Genomic DNA, 15761 nt, shown 5'->3' on the forward strand with positions numbered 1-15761 from the left:
GTTCCAGTGAGCCGATCCGACACGCCGAGCTTCGCCGTGTCTTGTCACGTCCACTGCGTATCGAGCGGTGACACGTGCCATGCTCGCGCACATGGCAAGGAGACCCGAGTGGGTAAAGGTCGTTGAGACGTCGGCGGGAAAACGCTACGAGGTGCGCGTCCACGCCAGCCGGCCGGACGGCACACGGTTCCAGCACAAGAAGCGCTTCAAAGCAGTTGAAGAAGCCGTGAAGTGGCGCTCGACTCTGATCTCGGAGGTGGCCCACGGCACGCATGTCGCGCCGGCCGAACTCACCGTTCAACAGGCAGTGGAGAGCTGGTTGCAGGGTCAGCGCATCCGCCCAAAGACGATGAGCGCCTATGTCACAGCACTGCGCCCGATCGTTGACCACTTGGGGGACCGTCGAGTGCAGTCGATCACGAAAGACGACATCGAACAGGTGGTGCAGGCTCTTCGTGACGGCAAATCCGCGATGGGCACGTGGAATGCGCCAGAAAAGCTGAAGGGAAAGAAGACCCGGGCAGCCTGGTCCCCTGCGTCAATCAATCCGATGCTCGCTCACACGCGGAGTGTGTTTGCCGATCTCGTCGATCAAGGTGCCGTTGCCAGAAATGTCGCCGCGCTCGTGAAACCTTTGCCGTCGGAGCGAGCGAAACTGAATACACTCGACGCAGAACAGATCGCGACACTGCTGAAATCAACCGCCGGGCAAACCCTGGACATCGCGTGGCGACTCGCTCTGAACGGAATGCGCCGGGGCGAGATCCTCGCGCTGCGATGGGATGACGTCGACTTGACCGCGAAGACCCTCGCGATCTCCGCTGCGCGCCTCGCGATCCCCGGCGGCAGCGAGACCGGGGCGCCAAAGACCACAAGCAGCATCCGTGAGCTTCCACTCACATCCGACCTCACCGTTGCGTTGCGCCGCGAGCGCAAACGCCAGTCGGAGTTGAAGCTTTTCCTGGGGGAAAAGTGGGCCGACACCGGTCTGGTGGTCGTCGACGAGTTCGGTAAGCCGCCGCACCCGGATACGGTGACGCATGCGTGGGCCGACGCACTGAAAGACGCCGGTCTCCCACACGTCCGCCTGCATGATGCACGGCACTCGTGCGCCACACTCATGCATTTGAACGGAGTGCCGGAAACCGTCATCGCCGCGTGGCTCGGTCACACCGATGCTCGTTTCACGTTGAGCGTCTACACACACTCCACCAACAGCGCTCTAGCAGACGCCGCGGCGAAGCTCGATGTGATCACTGCTGGCTCAACAGCGCGGCCGGCCAAGTGACCCGGGTGCGGGTCACCTGCGTTTGAGAATAAAAAGTTGAACGGGTCACTCTGGGTCATCCGGCAGTCAGTCGAACATCTGCAGCAGCACTAACAACCGCCTTTGAACAGGCTATTTGTGGTGGTCCCGGCTGGGTTCGAACCAGCGACCTTCCGCGTGTGAGGCGGACGCTCTCCCACTGAGCTACGAGACCGGGGAACGACGTGGAACATTAGCACGGCTTCCCGGCGTAACCAGAATCGCCACCTCAGCGGGCCCGGTCAACCGTTGGCCAGACATCCATGTGGCCGATGGATCCCATTCATCACCGGCCGCCGCTCCAGACCGCCACGTGAGTGAACTCACACCACTCCAGTCCGTCGTGCAACAGCTCCGATCGCAGCCCCGGCGCCAGCCCGAACCCACTCGGAACCCACGTCGGAAGCGCACCGACTCGTCGCCTTCCGACAGGACACCGTGACGGCCCACGGATTTTCGGTTTTCACCGGAGGCCGGCGACCCGTTCTGAAACACTGATTTTGGGCGCGCTTTCCCCTCCCGTAATGGGGATTTGTGTCTGCGCGCCTCCGTGCACTAATGTTCTGCATCGCGACGGGCGACGATCTCGCCCGTGGCGCGCGGATGTAGCGCAGTTGGTAGCGCATCACCTTGCCAAGGTGAGGGTCGCGGGTTCGAATCCCGTCATCCGCTCGAAGGTGCAGTGGCATCAACCCTAGCGGTGGAGTGGCCGAGTGGTGAGGCAACGGCCTGCAAAGCCGTGCACGCGGGTTCGATTCCCGTCTCCACCTCCAAGAGTTTCAACCCGCGCGATTAGCTCAGCGGGAGAGCGCTTCCCTGACACGGAAGAGGTCACTGGTTCAATCCCAGTATCGCGCACCACAATTGGTACAGATGAGGCCCGGCATTCGCCGGGCCTTCGTCGTCTCCGGGCACCATCGAATCCTCCTGCTGCCCAACGGGTTCGCAACTACTCCGGATCACCGGAGAGAAGGCTCCCGCCGCTCACGTGTCACCGATCAGTGGAACGTTAGAGTCACATGTGTGCCGAGGATCACCGCCGCTTCCGTAGAGGAGCACCGCGAGCTGGTCCAACAGCGCGTCTTTGAGGCCTTTGCCACGTTGATGGCCGACCACAGTTTTGACGCCATCACCATGGCGAAGCTTGCCGCTGCAGCCGGTATCGGGCGCACCGCCATCTACCATCACTTCGCGGACAAGGAGGCGGTGGTCGTCGCGTTCGCGTCCCACGAGACGAACCGCTACCTCGACGGGTTGCACGCCGCGCTGGCCGACGTCGACGATCCGGCCGACCGGCTGGCGGTGTTCATCCGGCACCAACTCGACGCCGGTCAGCAATTCCACATGGGGTTCGGACCCCAGCTGTACGGCGCCCTGTCGGCCGACACGATGCTGGCCATCCGGGACCACGTGGTGGCGGTCGAAGATGTGCTCCGCGGAATCTTGGCCGACGGGGTGGCCGCGGGCCGGTTCGCGGTCGATGACGAGTCCGCGACCATCTCGCTGATCCACGCGTGTCTGGCGCCGCGGCATCTGCCGACGGACGCGATCGAGCGCTTCATCCTGCGTGCGGTGGGCGCGCCGACGTAGACCCCCGCCCGCACGCGTGCGATGCTAGTTTTCTGACACATTGTCGACATCATGTTGACAACCTGTCGCCAAAACCATGGAGCGCAGTATGCCGCCGAGCACCACCGTCGCATCCGAGATCGACCGTTCGCTGTCGGTCGCCATGCGTGACGGCTCGCGGGCCGAACACGCTGCCGCAGAGCACTCGTCATTCATGGCAGAGCTGCTGGGCGGCCGGGTCAACGCTCAGGGATACGTCGCCTACCTGCTGCGGTTGCGCACGGTGTACGGCACCCTGGAATCCGTTGTGCGGGCCCACCGCAACGATCCACTGGTCGCCGCGGTGTACGACCCCGCACTGGAACGACTGGCGGCCATCGATGCCGATCTGGAGCACTGGGCGCCAGGTGGTCCGCGGCAGGTCGACTCCCCCGCCACGCGCGACTACTGCGCCCGGCTCGCCGACGCGAATTGGGGCGGCGCGGTGGTGGCTCATCACTACACCCGCTATCTCGGCGACCTCTCGGGCGGCCGAGCGATCGGCCGGATACTCGAGCGCAGCTTCCACCTGGCGGGCGCCGGCCTGGCGTTCTATGAGTTCTCGATGCGCGCCAAGCCGTACAAGGATGCCTACCGCTCCCGCCTTGACGGACTCGGCCTCGACGCCGATGCCATCGACCGCGTGGTCGACGAGGTCAAGGTGGCTTTCGCACTGAATCAGGCGGTTTTCGACGAGCTCACCGCCAACCTGGCCGACTACCGCTAAGCGCTCCAACCGATCCATCGCCAACCCAGCGCACCCGTAAATTCCTCGAATTAGCTTTGGCTAAACAAACTTTCCAGAGGAGATCATGACCGCCCCGGTATGGATGGCTTTGCCACCCGAAGTACATTCGACGCTGATCAGCAACGGCCCCGGGGCCGGACCACTACTGGCAGCCGCCGCCGCGTGGAACTCCTTGAGTACCGAGTACGCCTCGGCCGCAGCAGAACTCACGACCATGCTGGGCACCGTGCAAGCCGGGGCGTGGCAGGGCCCGAGCGCCGATCAGTACGCCGCTGCACACGCGTCCTATGTGGCCTGGCTGAGCCAGACGAGCGCGAACAGCGCGGCGGTGGCCATCCAGGTCGAAACCGCCGCTGCGTCGTACAGCGCAGCGCTGGCGGCCATTCCGACCATGGCCGAGCTGGCCGCCAACCACGCGAAGCACGGCGCGCTGGTGGCGACGAACTTCTTCGGCGTCAACACCATTCCCATCGCCCTCAACGAGGCCGATTATCTCCGGATGTGGATCCAGGCGGCCACGGCGATGACGGCGTATCAGGCCGGCGCGGAAGCGGCCGTCACGGCGGCACCGTCGACCACCGAGGCGCCGCTGTTGCTGGCTCCCGCGGTCGCCCGCGCCTCAGCGACCGCGCTGCAGTTCGACGACCCCGTCGAAGAGTGGTTGTCGGGCTCCGAGCACTTCCTGAGCATGTACCGGGCGCTCAAGCAGTTGGTCACCGATCCGGTGGGCACGATCTACCAGATCATCGTGGACTTCGCGACGAGTCCGTCGACCGCCATCACCACCTGGATGCCGCTGCTCTACGTGTTCGCCTACGCAGCCACGTTCGCCCTGATGGGCACGCCGCTCTACGCCGCGATCATGGGCTCGGCGGCCTCGGTGGCGGTCCCGGTCGCGCTCGGCCTCGCCGGCCTCGTGCAGACCTACGAGATGCCCGCCGAGGAACCCGCCGCGGTCGCCGGCGCACAACCGGCCGACCGACCGAACGCCGTTGCGCTCACGGCACCGTCGTCGACGGCTGCGGGGACCGTCCCGCCCTCCAATACCGCCCCGGCGGGCAGCGCACCGGCGTCGCCGACGGCGCCGGCCCCTATCCCGGCCGGCACCGAAGCCGCCGGGTACGCCGTTCGGGGCGACGGTCCGGGATGGCGCTTCGGACCGTCCATGCGGCACAGCGCGGTCACCGGGACCTCCGCGCCCATGAGCAATTCCGCCGCCGCGTCGGCCGGTGTGGCTGCGGCCAACCGCGCGCGCCACCGGGATCGCAAGCGACGCAACGCAGGAGCCCAGGACCGCGGCTACCGCCACGAGTTCATGACCATGGACAGCACCACGCCGCCACCGTCGGAGACGAATGCGACGACGGCATCCGACACCGGAGCCGCGCCCATGGGTTTCGCCGGCACGATCGCCAAGTCGACGCCCGTTGCACCGACCGGGTTGGCCACTCTATCCGATGAAAACCTCGGCAGCCCAACGGTTCCCATGATGCCCGTCGGCTGGGACACCACTCGGGGTGACACCGGCGGGCGGGCCCAAAGCTAACCAGCCAGCTCCCGCAACACCGAATCGGTTGTGTCCCAATCCATGCACTTGTCGGTGACGGATTGCCCGTAGGTCAACGGACGGGCCTCGGGCGCTTGGGCGCCGGCGACCAGGAAGCTCTCCAGCATCACACCGCTGATCGGGAGACCGTCGCGAACCAGTTGCGCCACCTCGCCGGCGACGACGGCCTGCCGCACATGATCCTTGCCGGAATTGGCGTGGCTGCAATCGATCACGATGCGGCCAGGCAGCCCTGCGGCGGTGAGCTTGGCCGCCGCGGCGGTCACAGAGTCGGCGCCGTAGTTCGGTCCGTCGGTGCCGCCGCGCAAAATCACGTGGCAGTCCTCGTTGCCTTCGGTGCTCACCACCGCACCGCGCCCCATGTCGTCCATCCCGAAGAAGACGTGCTCGGCCGCAGCGGCTTTCACGCCCTCGACGGCGACCTGGATGTTGCCGTCGGTGCCGTTCTTGAACCCGACCGGCATCGAAAGCCCGGACGCCAGCTGGCGGTGCACCTGGGATTCGGTGGTGCGGGCGCCGATCGCACCCCAGGCCACCGCATCGGCGATGTACTGCGGGCTGGTGGGTTCGAGGAATTCGCATCCGACAGGCAGCCCGATGTCGATGACGTCGAGCAGCAGCTTGCGAGCCACCCGCAGGCCGCGGGCCACGTCGAAAGTGCCGTCCATGTCGGGATCGTTGATCAGGCCCTTCCAGCCGACTGTCGTACGCGGCTTCTCGAAGTAGACGCGCATGACGATCTTGAGCCGGTCACTGAGTTCATCGGCCACCTTGACCAGTCGGCTCGCGTACTCGAGCGCCGCTGCCGGATCGTGTACCGAGCACGGGCCCACCACGACCAGAAGGCGGTCGTCATGGCCGGCGAGGATCGCGGCGATCTCGTCGCGGTCGCGGGCCACTTTCTCGGCCCGCCGGGCGCCCAGCGGGAACTCGGTGAGCACATCGTGCGGGCTGGGTATCGCGCTGAAACTTCGGATCCGCCGGTCCGATGTGGCGGGCGGCGTGACGATCTGCGCGAAAGTCATTGTTGGGGTGCCTTCCTGGTGGTGGGCACCTGCAGAACATCCGGCGCCCTTGAATGACGAAAGGCAGCAACCTGTTGGTCACTGCCTGGGCTCCGGGTGGATGCGTGCTTAACGCTGCGCTTTATCGGCTCCGCCCGGAGCCTTGATAAAGCGCCAATAGCCGACGCATACACCGATGTTCACGTCGGCCAGGCTACACGACCACCCGAACCCGTCGCCAGCCGCGTCAGACGTAGCGGTTACGCCCGGCCAGCGCTCCGGCGACCATCTGCACCGAATAGACCACCAGCACCATGATCCACGGCACCGTCCATCCGGCGGTCATCTCGTGCAGCAGACCGAACAGGAAGGGCCCCGTCGAGGCGATCAGATAGCCCAGGCCCTGCACCATCCCGGACAGCCGGGCGGTGTCCTCGGCATTGCGGGCGCGCAGCGCAATCACGGTGAGCCCCAACGAGAACACGCTCATCCCGATGCCGACCAGAACGCTCCACAGCAGCGGCGAGAAGGCCGGATCGACGAGCAGGCCGACCATGCCGATGAAGCCGAGCACCCCCAGTCCGACGATCCATCCGCTCTGGCTTTTCTGACGAGCGGCCAGCGGCGGGATGATCAGGCTGATCGGCACGGCGAGCACCGACACCAGTCCCAGCAGCAGGCCGGCGTCGCTCTTGCTGACGCCGCTGTCGATGAAGACCTCGGGCAGCCAGCCCATCACGATGTAGGCCAGGAACGCCTGGCAGCCGAAGAACAGTGTCACGGTCCAGGCCAGCGGGCTGCGCAGCAGCGAGCGGCCGCGGCTCTGACCGGCAGGGGCGGCGGCGCGCGCACCGCGGATGGCGCGCGAGGCGGGCACCCAGAGCAGCAGCGCGAGCACGGCCAGCAGGACCCAGCTACCCACGGCCGGGCGCCACCCGCCGAGCAGCGGCTCCAGCGGCGGGGTGATCGCCGACCCCAGTGCCCCGCCACCCTGCAGGGCTGCGGTGTAGACGCCGGTCATCAGACCGATCTGGGCCGGGAAGGAACCTTTGATGACCACCGGGATGAGCACGTTGACCAGGGCGATTCCGGCGCTGGCGACCAGCGTGCCGCCGATGACAACGTACTGGCCGTCCAGCACGCGCACCACAAGGCCAACGCTGAGGACGACCAGTGCCAGCGAAATCGCGTTGCCGAGCCCGACCCGGCGGGCCAGCCACGGCGCGGCCATCCCAGCGGCGGCGAAGCACAGCACGGGCAGCGTGGTCAGCGCGCCGGCCCAGATGGCCGATGCGCCCAGCGCTGCACGCATCTCACCCAGCAACGGGCCGACGCTGGTGATCGCCGGCCGCAGGTTCAGCGCCGTGAGGACCACGGCGACGACCAGGAGTGCCCCGCCTGCGGCCATTGCGGCGGGACGAAGTTCCACCGCGCCGTCGAGTTCGAGTTCGAGATCGTGCTCATAGGTATGTGGCGGATTGCTCTGTACGTTCTGAGTCACTCGGCTATGATGACATACATCCCATGATTGGATGAAAGGATTTTCACGTGCCGCTTGTCACAACCCGGCGAACCGGCCTGGTTGACCAGGTGATCGAGCAGCTGCGCGCGTCCGTCAGCTCCGGAGAATGGCCGGTCAACACGAAGATCCCCACCGAACCCGAGCTCGTGGAGGCACTGGGTGTCGGCCGCAACACCGTCCGCGAGGCGATTCGGGCCCTCGCCCACAGCGGCATCTTCGAGGTCCGCCAGGGCGACGGCACCTACGTGCGCGCCACCAGCGAGGTCTCCGGCGCACTGCGCAGGCTGTGCGGATCCGAACTGCGGGAGGTGCTGCAGGTCCGGCGCTGCCTGGAGGTCGAAGGAGCCCGGCTGGCAGCCACGGCCCGCACCGAGCAGGACGTGGCCGAGCTACGCGCCCTCCTGGGCCGCCGCGACGCCGCATCCGACGACGACTTCGCCCACGTGGACACCGAATTCCACCTCGCCGTGGTGCGCGCCTCCCACAACACCGTGCTCATCGAGCTCTACCGCGGGCTCACCGAGGCCATCCTGGCCAGTGTCGCAGCCACGAGTGGCACACCGCATGCCCGGTCCATCCCGCACGACGGACTCGTCGAGGCCATCGCTGCCGGTGCCGTCGACCGCGCCGGCGACGAGGCGAGCGGTTTCCTCGATGAGCTCCTGGCGAGCGTGCCCGTTCAGGACTGCTGAGCGGCCGGACCGGTCAGAAGGGCGCGTCGTCGGCCGGCACATGGATGATCGGCAACCGCAACAGCAATCGCGCGCCGCCGATCGGACTCGCTTCCAAAGATGCTGTGCCGCCGTGCAATTCGGCTTGCTGAGCAACCAGTGCCAGTCCCAGCCCCGAGCCCGAGCGCGACGCCGTCGTCCCGCGCGCGAAGCGCCCGAACACCTCGGCCCGTTCCGCCTCGGGTACGCCGGATCCGTTGTCGTCGACCACGATCTGCACGTCGTCGGCGGAGCGCACTGCGCTGAGCCGGATTTCGGTGGCCCCGCCGTGTTTGACCGCGTTGGCGATGGCGTTGTCGATGACCAGCCGCAGGCCGGCCGGCATGCCCTGGATCAGCACGGTCGGTGACGGCATCAGGCTCGCCCGCAGCCCCGGATAGACCCGCAGGGCATCGTGCGCGGCGCGATCCAGCAGCTCGGTGACATCGACAGGCACGAAATCCTCGACCGTGGTCAGCTCGCCTTGCGCCAGCCGCTCCAGCGCCGTGAGGGTCGCTTCGATACGGCTCTGCGTGCGCATCACATCGCCGATCACCTCGTGGCGCTGCTCAGGGGTCATGTCCAGGGTGTAGAGGACTTCGAGGTTGGTCCGCATGGCCGTGAGCGGGGTCCGCAGTTCGTGCGACGCGACGGCGGCGAAATCGCGGGCCGATTCCAGCGCGGCCTTCGTGCGTTCCTGCTCGTTGCCGATGCGGTCGAGCATGCCCTCCACCGCCTCGGCGATCTCGACGGCCTCGCGGACGCCACGCACCTGAACCTCGTCGGGCTTCGACTGCGCGTTGATGGCCCGGGCCTGCTGCGCGAGCAGCCGGAACGGCGTGATCATCACCAGCGAGATCATCCAGCCGACCACGACCGTGCCGCCGATGACGCCGGCACAGATCAGGATCACCCGCAGATGCAGTTCGTCGATGCGGCGCTGGGTTTCGGCCAGCGGAGCGCCCAGCGCGATGGACGCCGGACCCGCGGTGAAGGTCCGGACCCGGTATTCGACCCCGTCGATCGTGGTGTTGGCGTAGCCATTCTCCAACTGCGGCAAGACGATATTGCTCGGCACCGAGACGGTGACCCCGCCGATGTGCGCGGTGCGCACCAATCCACCGCCATTGGGTGCCGACGTATCGTCACCGGCCTGCCGCGGACTGTTCAGCAGGGTGCTCAGGTCGCCCAGGCTGCTCAGCGAATCCAGCCTGCGGTCGAGCTGGCTGTACTGATCATTGGTCACGCCGAGCCACACCCAGGTGCCGAGGGTGAGGACGAGGATCACGACGGAAAGTGCCGCGACGATCACGATGCTGCGCAGCGACAACACCCGCATCACCGGCCGAAGGATCGGCCGGAGCAGCTGGATCACGCGGTCTTCGAAGTTCATCGGCGCTTATCTTGCCCGATCACAGGCTCGCTTCACCCATCCATCGAGACGGCGCGTGCGTCAACCTAGAGTTGACGCACGCTGATCGTCAACCTAAAGTTGACGCTATGAGCGAGCCCGTCAAAATCACCAACCCCGTCCGCCTCGACGACCTCATCGACGCCATCAAGCAGGCGCATTCCGAACCCCTCGAACAGCTCACCGACGCCGTCATCGCCGCCGACGCCCTCGGTGAGATCTCCGATCACCTCATCGGCCACTTCGTCGACCAGGCCCGCCGCTCCGGAGCGTCGTGGACCGACATCGGCAAGTGCATGGGCGTCACCAAGCAGGCGGCCCAGAAACGCTTCGTCCCCAAAGTCCCTGACTTCGATCCGGCCGCACTGGACCCCAACGCCGGGTTCGGCCGGTTCACCCCGCGGGCCCGCAACGTCGTGGTCGCCTCGCAGAACACCGCCCACGGGGCGGGCAACGCCGAGATCACCGCCGACCATCTGCTGCTCGCGTTGTTCAGCGAACCCGACGGGCTGGCGGCCAAGCTGCTCACCGGTCAGGGCGTCGACGCCGATACGGTCCGCACCGCCGTCACGCTGCCGCCACGGGTCCCCGAGGTGCCCGCCCTCATCCCGTTCAGCTCCACCGCCAAGAAAGCCCTCGAGCTGACGTTCCGGCAGGCACTTCGCTTGGGTCACAACTACATCGGCACCGAGCACATCCTGTTGGCGTTGTTCGAGGCGGAGCCCGACGACGGCGCGCTACATCGGCTGGGCGTGGACCCACAACGGTTGGAAACCGATCTGGCCACTGCGCTGGAGCCGTTCATCAAGAAGAACAGGGAATGAATGGGGCCGCCCAGCCGTAGCACTGGGCGTGAAGCTCAACGATGCCGCACGTACACTCATCGGATCCGGCGCCGATGCCACCCTCGTCACGCTGAACGCGGACGGCAGCCCGCAGGTCACCCTGGTGTGGGTCGCGTTGCAGTCGACGCCCGAAGGCGACGAGCTGGTGACCGCGCACCTCGCCGAGCACAAGAAGGTGCGCAACGTCCGACGCGATCCGCGGGTCGCGGTGACGATCGTCGACCCCGGACACGTCGGCCAGGTCATGCGCCCGTACCTCGCGATCACCGGCACGGCCCGCATCGTCGAGGGCGGCGCGCCCGAACTTCTCGCAGTACTGGCGCAGACCCTGGCCTCCCCGGATGCCGCGTTCCCACCGCCGGACGCCCCGGCCGGGTGGCTGACGCGGATCCGCATCGACAAGGTCGGCGGCATCGGTCCCTGGGCATCCTGACCGCCAACCTGCTGTAACACGTTCCAGTCTGTGCGATCATGCCTGGCATGTCTCGCTGGCTTGCGTACCTGTTCTCGGTCGTGACGACTGTCGCCGCTCTCGCCGTCGCACCGGCCGCTGCCGCCGAGGACACGCCGATCGGCCAGATCGGGCAGACACTGCGCGTGAACTTCAACGGCATCGTCGCCGACGTCACCGTGCACGACGTCCTCGCCACCGATGTCCCACCCGGCTGGGGCTGGAACGGCTCGCCGCGCTGGCGCGCACAGGGCAGCCCGTGGCGGGCACCGGTGACCATCACCACCATCCAGGCACCCAACCCGTACGCGATGGCGCTGGCGTTCACCTTTGACGGCGTCACGCCGTATGCGGACGCCTACGCGTCCAAGCACACCGACGCACCCGACGCCCTGGAAAGCGTGCTGCGCAACGCTCCGCCCGGAGCCACCGTCAACGGCGACGTGTACTGGGACGTCTACCGCGCGTTGGTCACCAACGTAGTGCTGATCAACCCGCAGACCGGCAAGCACCTCGCGCAGTGGAACCTCTGGCAGCCAGGCGCGCCGCTACCGTGACGGAATGAGCACCGACGCTGTCGTCGTCGATCAGGCCCGCCGCGCCGATCTGCCCGAGCTGGCTGCGGTCGCGGCCGCGACGTTCCCACTGGCCTGTCCCCCGTCGTCGACACCGGAGAACATCGCCGCGTTCATCGCCGAGAATCTCTCCGAAGAGCGGTTCGGCGGTTATCTCGGCGATCCGGAGCGGGTGCTGCTGGTCGCCAGGGATGGTGCCGCGCACGCGAGGAGCGGAAACACGGGGGCGATCACCGGATACGCCATGATGATTCGCGGTGTTCCCGACGACGACGATGTACAGCGCGCGGTCAACCTGCGCCCGGCCATCGAGCTCTCCAAGATCTATGTGCTGCCCGACCAGCATGGTGCAGGTGCCGCGACGGCGTTGATGACCGAGGCGCTGCAGCGCGCCGCCACGCTCGGCTTCAGCTCGGTGTGGCTGGGCGTCAATCAGAAAAACGAACGCGCCCAACGCTTTTACCGCAAGCACGGCTTCACGGTCAACGGCACCAAGACATTTCGGCTCGGCGCGGGCATCGAGAACGACTACGTGATGGTCCGGCCGGTCTGATCGGCCTGCTGGGCCGCGGCGGTCAGGGCGAGCAGCCGCGACGTGGCCCGCAGATACTTCTTGCGGAATCCGCCCGCGAGCATCTCAGCGCTGAAGATCGTGTCCAGCTTGGTTCCCGAGGCCAGCACCGGGATGCCCGCGTCGTAGAGCCGGTCGGTCAGCGCCACCAGACGCAGCGCAACACTTTGATCGTCGATCGGGTGCACGCCGGTGATGAACACCTCGGACACCCCTTCGATGAGCGCCTGATAGCGCGACGGATGCATGGTCGCCAGGTGCGCGCACAAGGCGTCGAAACCGTCGAGCGTGGCGCCGGGCTTGGCCTCCGCCCGGTCCGCCACCTGGATGTCGGTGAGCGGCTCCGGGGCCGGCGGCAGATCGCGGTGCCGGTAGTCGGGACCCTCGATACGCACCGTCGTGAAGATCTGCGCCAACGTGTTGATCTCCCGCAGGAAGTCCTGCGCGGCGAACCGGCCCTCGCCGAGCTGCTCGGGCAGCGTGTTGGAGGTGGCCGCGATCGACACGCCCCGCTCGACCAGCGCCGACAGCAGCCGCGGGATCAGCGTGGTGTTGCCCGGATCGTCGAGCTCGAACTCGTCGATGCAGACCACCACGTATTCGGCCAGCAGGTCGATGCACTCGTTATAGCCGAACACCCCGGCCAGCTGGGTGAGTTCACCGAACGTCGCGAACGCGGTGGGCGCCTCGCCCAACGCCGACAGCGTGTAATACGTCGACGCCAGCAGGTGGGTCTTGCCGACACCGAACCCGCCGTCGAGGTAGAGGCCCACGCCGGGCAGCACCTCGCGCTTGCCGAACAGCTTCTTCTTCCCAGCCCGCCGCACCGCGGCCTGCTCGCAGAATTGCCGGCACGACTGCACCGCCGCGGCCTGCGACGGCTCTGCCGGGTCGGGCCGGTACGTGTCGAAGCTGACGTCGGAGAACGTCGGCGGTGGGATCAACTGCGCCACCAACCGCTCGGGCGTGACGGTGGGGTGCCGATCGGCGAGATGAGCGACGTCGCTGGACCCGTGCATGCAGGCAGCGTAACGACGTGCTCAAATTCTGCTTATGTCCGATGACATCGCTGGGACACAGCTCACAGTGCTCGGCCCGCTCGATACCGTCGACGACCCCCGGGTCCGCGAGCTCTATGCCTACCCCGATGATCTGCAGCGTTGCTGGGTGCGCGGCAACATGATCGCCAGCCTGGACGGGGGCGCGACGTCGGACGGAAAGTCGGGCGGACTGGGCGGGACGGGTGACCGCGCTCTGTTCCACATCATGCGTGAAGCAGCCGACGTGATCCTGATGGGCGCGGCCACGGTCCGCATCGAGAACTACTCGGGTGTCCAACTGTCTGCCGTACAACGTGAGGCCCGGCAGGAGCGCGGCCAGGCGGAGGTACCGCCGATCGCGGTCATCACGGCATCGGCCAATTTGGATCACGACTCGTTGTTCTTCACCCGCACCGACGTGGCTCCGCTGATCCTCACGTGCACCAACACCGTCCACGACGCACAGCACCGGTTTGGGGCGGTGGCAGAGGTGATCGACGCCTCGGGAACCGACCCCGGGCGGGTCGATGCCGTCGTGGCGCTGCGGATCCTCGCCGAACGCAAACTGTTCCGGGTCCTGACCGAGGGCGGGCCGCAGCTCTTGAGCACGTTGATCGAGAACCATCTGCTCGACGAGCTGTGTCTGACGGTGGCGCCACTGCTCATCGGCGGAGTCGCGCGCCGCATCGCCACCGGCCCCGGTCAGGTCCATGCCCAGATGCGTCCGGCACACCTGCTCACCGACCACGACGGTTTCCTGTACACGCGTTACGTCCGCGGTCTGTGACGGGCCTATCGCTACTGTGGTGGCCATGCGTCATCAGCTGGTGAGGGCCCTGAGTGTGTCGACCGTGGCCGTGTCGGCACTGCTCGCCGGGTGCGCCCCGATCCTTGCCGCGGATCCGAAGTACGCCACCGGCACCGGCGCCCACCCGCAGGGACAGCCCGAGACCAGCGCACCCGCGCCTGCCGGGCCGCCGCCCATGGAAGCTCCGAAGAACGATCCGCTGCAGTGGCGTGACTGCACGGCACGGCTGTTCAGCAACGCCGCAATCCAGCCGCTCCCCGGGATCAAGCTGGAGTGCGCGACCTACGACGCCGACCTCGATCCGATCGAGGGCGCCAGCGGATCGCTGAACATCGGTGTGGTGCGGGCCAGCTCGCCGCAGACACCGCCCGGCGCGGCTCCCCTGGTGATGACCACGGGCTCCGACCTCCCGTCCTCGGTCCAGTTGCCGGTGTGGTTGTCGCGCTCGGGAGCCGACGCGTTGGCCGCCCATCCGATCGTCGCGGTCGACCGGCGCGGGATGGGCATGTCCGAGGCCGTGGACTGCCGCGACGTCTACGACCGTCAAGAAATGCAGGACCAGGCCCAGTTCCAGTCCGGCAACGACCCAGTCGCCAACCTGGGCGCGGTGACCCAGACCGCCACCACCAACTGCACCGACACCATCGCCCCTGGCGACTCGGCGTACAACAACGCCCACGCCGCCGAAGACCTCGAACGCCTCCGTAGCACCTGGGACGTCCCCACCCTGGCTCTGCTCGGCATCGGCAACGGCGCGCAGGTCGCGCTCGCCTACGCCGGCTCGCACCCGAACAAGGTGTCTCGGCTGATCCTCGATTCGCCGCTGCCGTTGGCGGTCGGCGCCGAGGCCGCCGCCGAGCAGCGGGTCAAGGGCCAGCAGGCGGCGCTCGACGCGTTCGCCGCGCAGTGCGTCGCCACCAACTGCCCGCTGGGACCGGATCCGAAGGGGGCTGTCGACGCGTTGCTGGCCGACGCCCGCGCGGGCCGCGGGCCCGGCGGCGCCTCGGTGGCCGCCGTGGCCGACGCCATCAGCACCGCCCTGGGGTTCCCACGCGGTGACCGTGTCAGCTCCACCAATGATCTGGCAGCAGCGCTGGCCGCCGCCCGTTCCGGCGACCCGAACCTGCTGAACAACCTGATCACCCAAGCCCAGTCACTTCGGCAGAGCGACGGACAGTTCATCAACAGCTGCGGCGACGCCCTCAACCGGCCGACACCCGACCGGGTGCGCGAACTCGTCGTGCAGTGGGGCAAGTTGTACCCACAGTTCGGCGCGGTCGGCGCGCTTGATTTGGTGAAATGCCTGAACTGGCCCAGTAGTTCGGCACCCGCGGATCCCAAGGATCTGAAGATCCCGGTGCTGATCCTCGGGGTGCAGAACGATCCCATCGTCGGCAACGAGGGCGTCTCGGCCGTCGCCGCCAGCATCATCAACGCCGGCGCCACCAACCGTCGGGTCATGTGGCAGGGCATCGGTCACGGCGCGAGCATCTACACAGCCTGTGCGCTGCAACCGATCACGCTGTATCTCGACACCGGCAAGGTGCCGGAGACCGACACGTTCTGTCCTGCCTGACAGCTCGGCGTCCGGCCGC

At 67.2% G+C, this 15761-nt stretch carries 15 protein-coding genes and 4 tRNA genes; 14 read left to right on the forward strand and 5 right to left on the reverse strand.

Annotation, left to right across the window (positions count from 1 at the left end):
• Nucleotides 1–91: 91 nt before the first annotated feature.
• On the forward strand, nucleotides 92–1288 hold the full coding sequence (locus BTO20_RS21180; protein ID WP_232490811.1) for a site-specific integrase: 1197 nt from the start codon (nucleotides 92–94) through the stop codon (nucleotides 1286–1288).
• A 118-nt stretch (nucleotides 1289–1406) separates the two neighbouring features.
• Here BTO20_RS21180 and BTO20_RS21185 read toward each other — a convergent pair.
• A tRNA-Val gene (locus tag BTO20_RS21185) sits at nucleotides 1407–1481 on the reverse strand.
• A 424-nt stretch (nucleotides 1482–1905) separates the two neighbouring features.
• On the opposite strand from BTO20_RS21185, the gene BTO20_RS21190 reads away from it, so the two are divergent.
• From BTO20_RS21190 to BTO20_RS21215, 6 genes are all read left to right on the forward strand, one after another.
• Nucleotides 1906–1978 (forward strand) — tRNA-Gly (locus BTO20_RS21190).
• A 27-nt stretch (nucleotides 1979–2005) separates the two neighbouring features.
• Nucleotides 2006–2079 (forward strand) — tRNA-Cys (locus BTO20_RS21195).
• Nucleotides 2080–2092: 13 nt separating this feature from the next.
• Nucleotides 2093–2167, forward strand: a tRNA-Val gene (locus BTO20_RS21200).
• 162 nt (nucleotides 2168–2329) lie between these two features.
• Nucleotides 2330–2896, forward strand: coding sequence for a TetR/AcrR family transcriptional regulator (locus BTO20_RS21205; RefSeq protein ID WP_087078134.1), 567 nt, complete (start codon nucleotides 2330–2332; stop codon nucleotides 2894–2896).
• 88 nt (nucleotides 2897–2984) lie between these two features.
• Nucleotides 2985–3641 carry a biliverdin-producing heme oxygenase gene (locus tag BTO20_RS21210; protein WP_087082442.1) on the forward strand — a complete coding sequence of 219 codons (657 nt, stop codon included), beginning with the start codon at nucleotides 2985–2987 and terminating at the stop codon, nucleotides 3639–3641.
• An 85-nt stretch (nucleotides 3642–3726) separates the two neighbouring features.
• Complete coding sequence (locus BTO20_RS21215) at nucleotides 3727–5208, forward strand: PPE family protein (RefSeq protein WP_087078135.1); 1482 nt, start codon at nucleotides 3727–3729, stop codon at nucleotides 5206–5208.
• Here BTO20_RS21215 and BTO20_RS21220 read toward each other — a convergent pair.
• Together BTO20_RS21220 and BTO20_RS21225 are read right to left on the reverse strand one after the other, a co-directional pair.
• Nucleotides 5205–6254 carry a 3-deoxy-7-phosphoheptulonate synthase gene (locus tag BTO20_RS21220; protein ID WP_087078136.1) on the reverse strand — a complete coding sequence of 350 codons (1050 nt, stop codon included), beginning with the start codon at nucleotides 6252–6254 and terminating at the stop codon, nucleotides 5205–5207. The two genes, BTO20_RS21215 and BTO20_RS21220, sit on opposite strands and share 4 nt — an antisense overlap.
• A gap of 226 nt (nucleotides 6255–6480) precedes the next feature.
• Entirely contained in the window at nucleotides 6481–7734 is a 1254-nt protein-coding gene (locus BTO20_RS21225; RefSeq protein WP_087078137.1) for a CynX/NimT family MFS transporter, read from the reverse strand.
• A 47-nt stretch (nucleotides 7735–7781) separates the two neighbouring features.
• Between BTO20_RS21225 and BTO20_RS21230 the strand changes: the two genes are divergently transcribed.
• Nucleotides 7782–8447 (forward strand): FadR/GntR family transcriptional regulator, encoded by a 666-nt coding sequence (locus tag BTO20_RS21230; RefSeq protein WP_087078138.1) that lies wholly within the window; start codon nucleotides 7782–7784, stop codon nucleotides 8445–8447.
• A 13-nt stretch (nucleotides 8448–8460) separates the two neighbouring features.
• On the opposite strand, the gene BTO20_RS21235 is transcribed toward BTO20_RS21230, so the two are convergent.
• Entirely contained in the window at nucleotides 8461–9804 is a 1344-nt protein-coding gene (locus BTO20_RS21235) for a sensor histidine kinase (RefSeq protein WP_198344545.1), read from the reverse strand.
• A gap of 161 nt (nucleotides 9805–9965) precedes the next feature.
• Between BTO20_RS21235 and BTO20_RS21240 the strand changes: the two genes are divergently transcribed.
• Genes BTO20_RS21240 through BTO20_RS21255 form a run of 4 tightly spaced genes read left to right on the forward strand, consistent with a single transcriptional unit; the run spans nucleotide 9966 to nucleotide 12300 of the window.
• Nucleotides 9966–10700, forward strand: a complete 735-nt coding sequence (locus BTO20_RS21240) for a Clp protease N-terminal domain-containing protein (protein WP_087078140.1) — start codon at nucleotides 9966–9968, stop codon at nucleotides 10698–10700.
• Between the two features lie 28 nt (nucleotides 10701–10728).
• Nucleotides 10729–11154 carry a TIGR03618 family F420-dependent PPOX class oxidoreductase gene (locus BTO20_RS21245; protein WP_087078141.1) on the forward strand — a complete coding sequence of 142 codons (426 nt, stop codon included), beginning with the start codon at nucleotides 10729–10731 and terminating at the stop codon, nucleotides 11152–11154.
• Nucleotides 11155–11201: 47 nt separating this feature from the next.
• Nucleotides 11202–11729: a hypothetical protein gene (locus tag BTO20_RS21250; protein ID WP_087078142.1), complete on the forward strand. Its 528-nt coding sequence runs from the start codon at nucleotides 11202–11204 to the stop codon at nucleotides 11727–11729.
• 4 nt (nucleotides 11730–11733) lie between these two features.
• Nucleotides 11734–12300, forward strand: a complete 567-nt coding sequence (locus BTO20_RS21255; RefSeq protein ID WP_087078143.1) for a GNAT family N-acetyltransferase — start codon at nucleotides 11734–11736, stop codon at nucleotides 12298–12300.
• Here the strand turns inward: BTO20_RS21255 and zapE are convergent.
• On the reverse strand, nucleotides 12276–13337 hold the full coding sequence (zapE, locus tag BTO20_RS21260; RefSeq protein WP_087078144.1) for a cell division protein ZapE: 1062 nt from the start codon (nucleotides 13335–13337) through the stop codon (nucleotides 12276–12278). The two genes, BTO20_RS21255 and zapE, sit on opposite strands and share 25 nt — an antisense overlap.
• Nucleotides 13338–13371: 34 nt before the next feature.
• Between zapE and BTO20_RS21265 the strand changes: the two genes are divergently transcribed.
• Together BTO20_RS21265 and BTO20_RS21270 are read left to right on the forward strand one after the other, a co-directional pair.
• On the forward strand, nucleotides 13372–14145 hold the full coding sequence (locus BTO20_RS21265) for a pyrimidine reductase family protein (RefSeq protein WP_087078145.1): 774 nt from the start codon (nucleotides 13372–13374) through the stop codon (nucleotides 14143–14145).
• A gap of 25 nt (nucleotides 14146–14170) precedes the next feature.
• The gene (locus BTO20_RS21270) at nucleotides 14171–15742 is read left to right on the forward strand and encodes an alpha/beta hydrolase (RefSeq protein ID WP_198344009.1); all 1572 of its coding nucleotides are present in this window, start codon (nucleotides 14171–14173) and stop codon (nucleotides 15740–15742) included.
• The last annotated feature ends 19 nt before the right edge of the window (nucleotides 15743–15761 follow it).

This window comes from Mycobacterium dioxanotrophicus (genome assembly GCF_002157835.1).
Taxonomy (GTDB): Bacteria; Actinomycetota; Actinomycetes; order Mycobacteriales; family Mycobacteriaceae; genus Mycobacterium; species Mycobacterium dioxanotrophicus.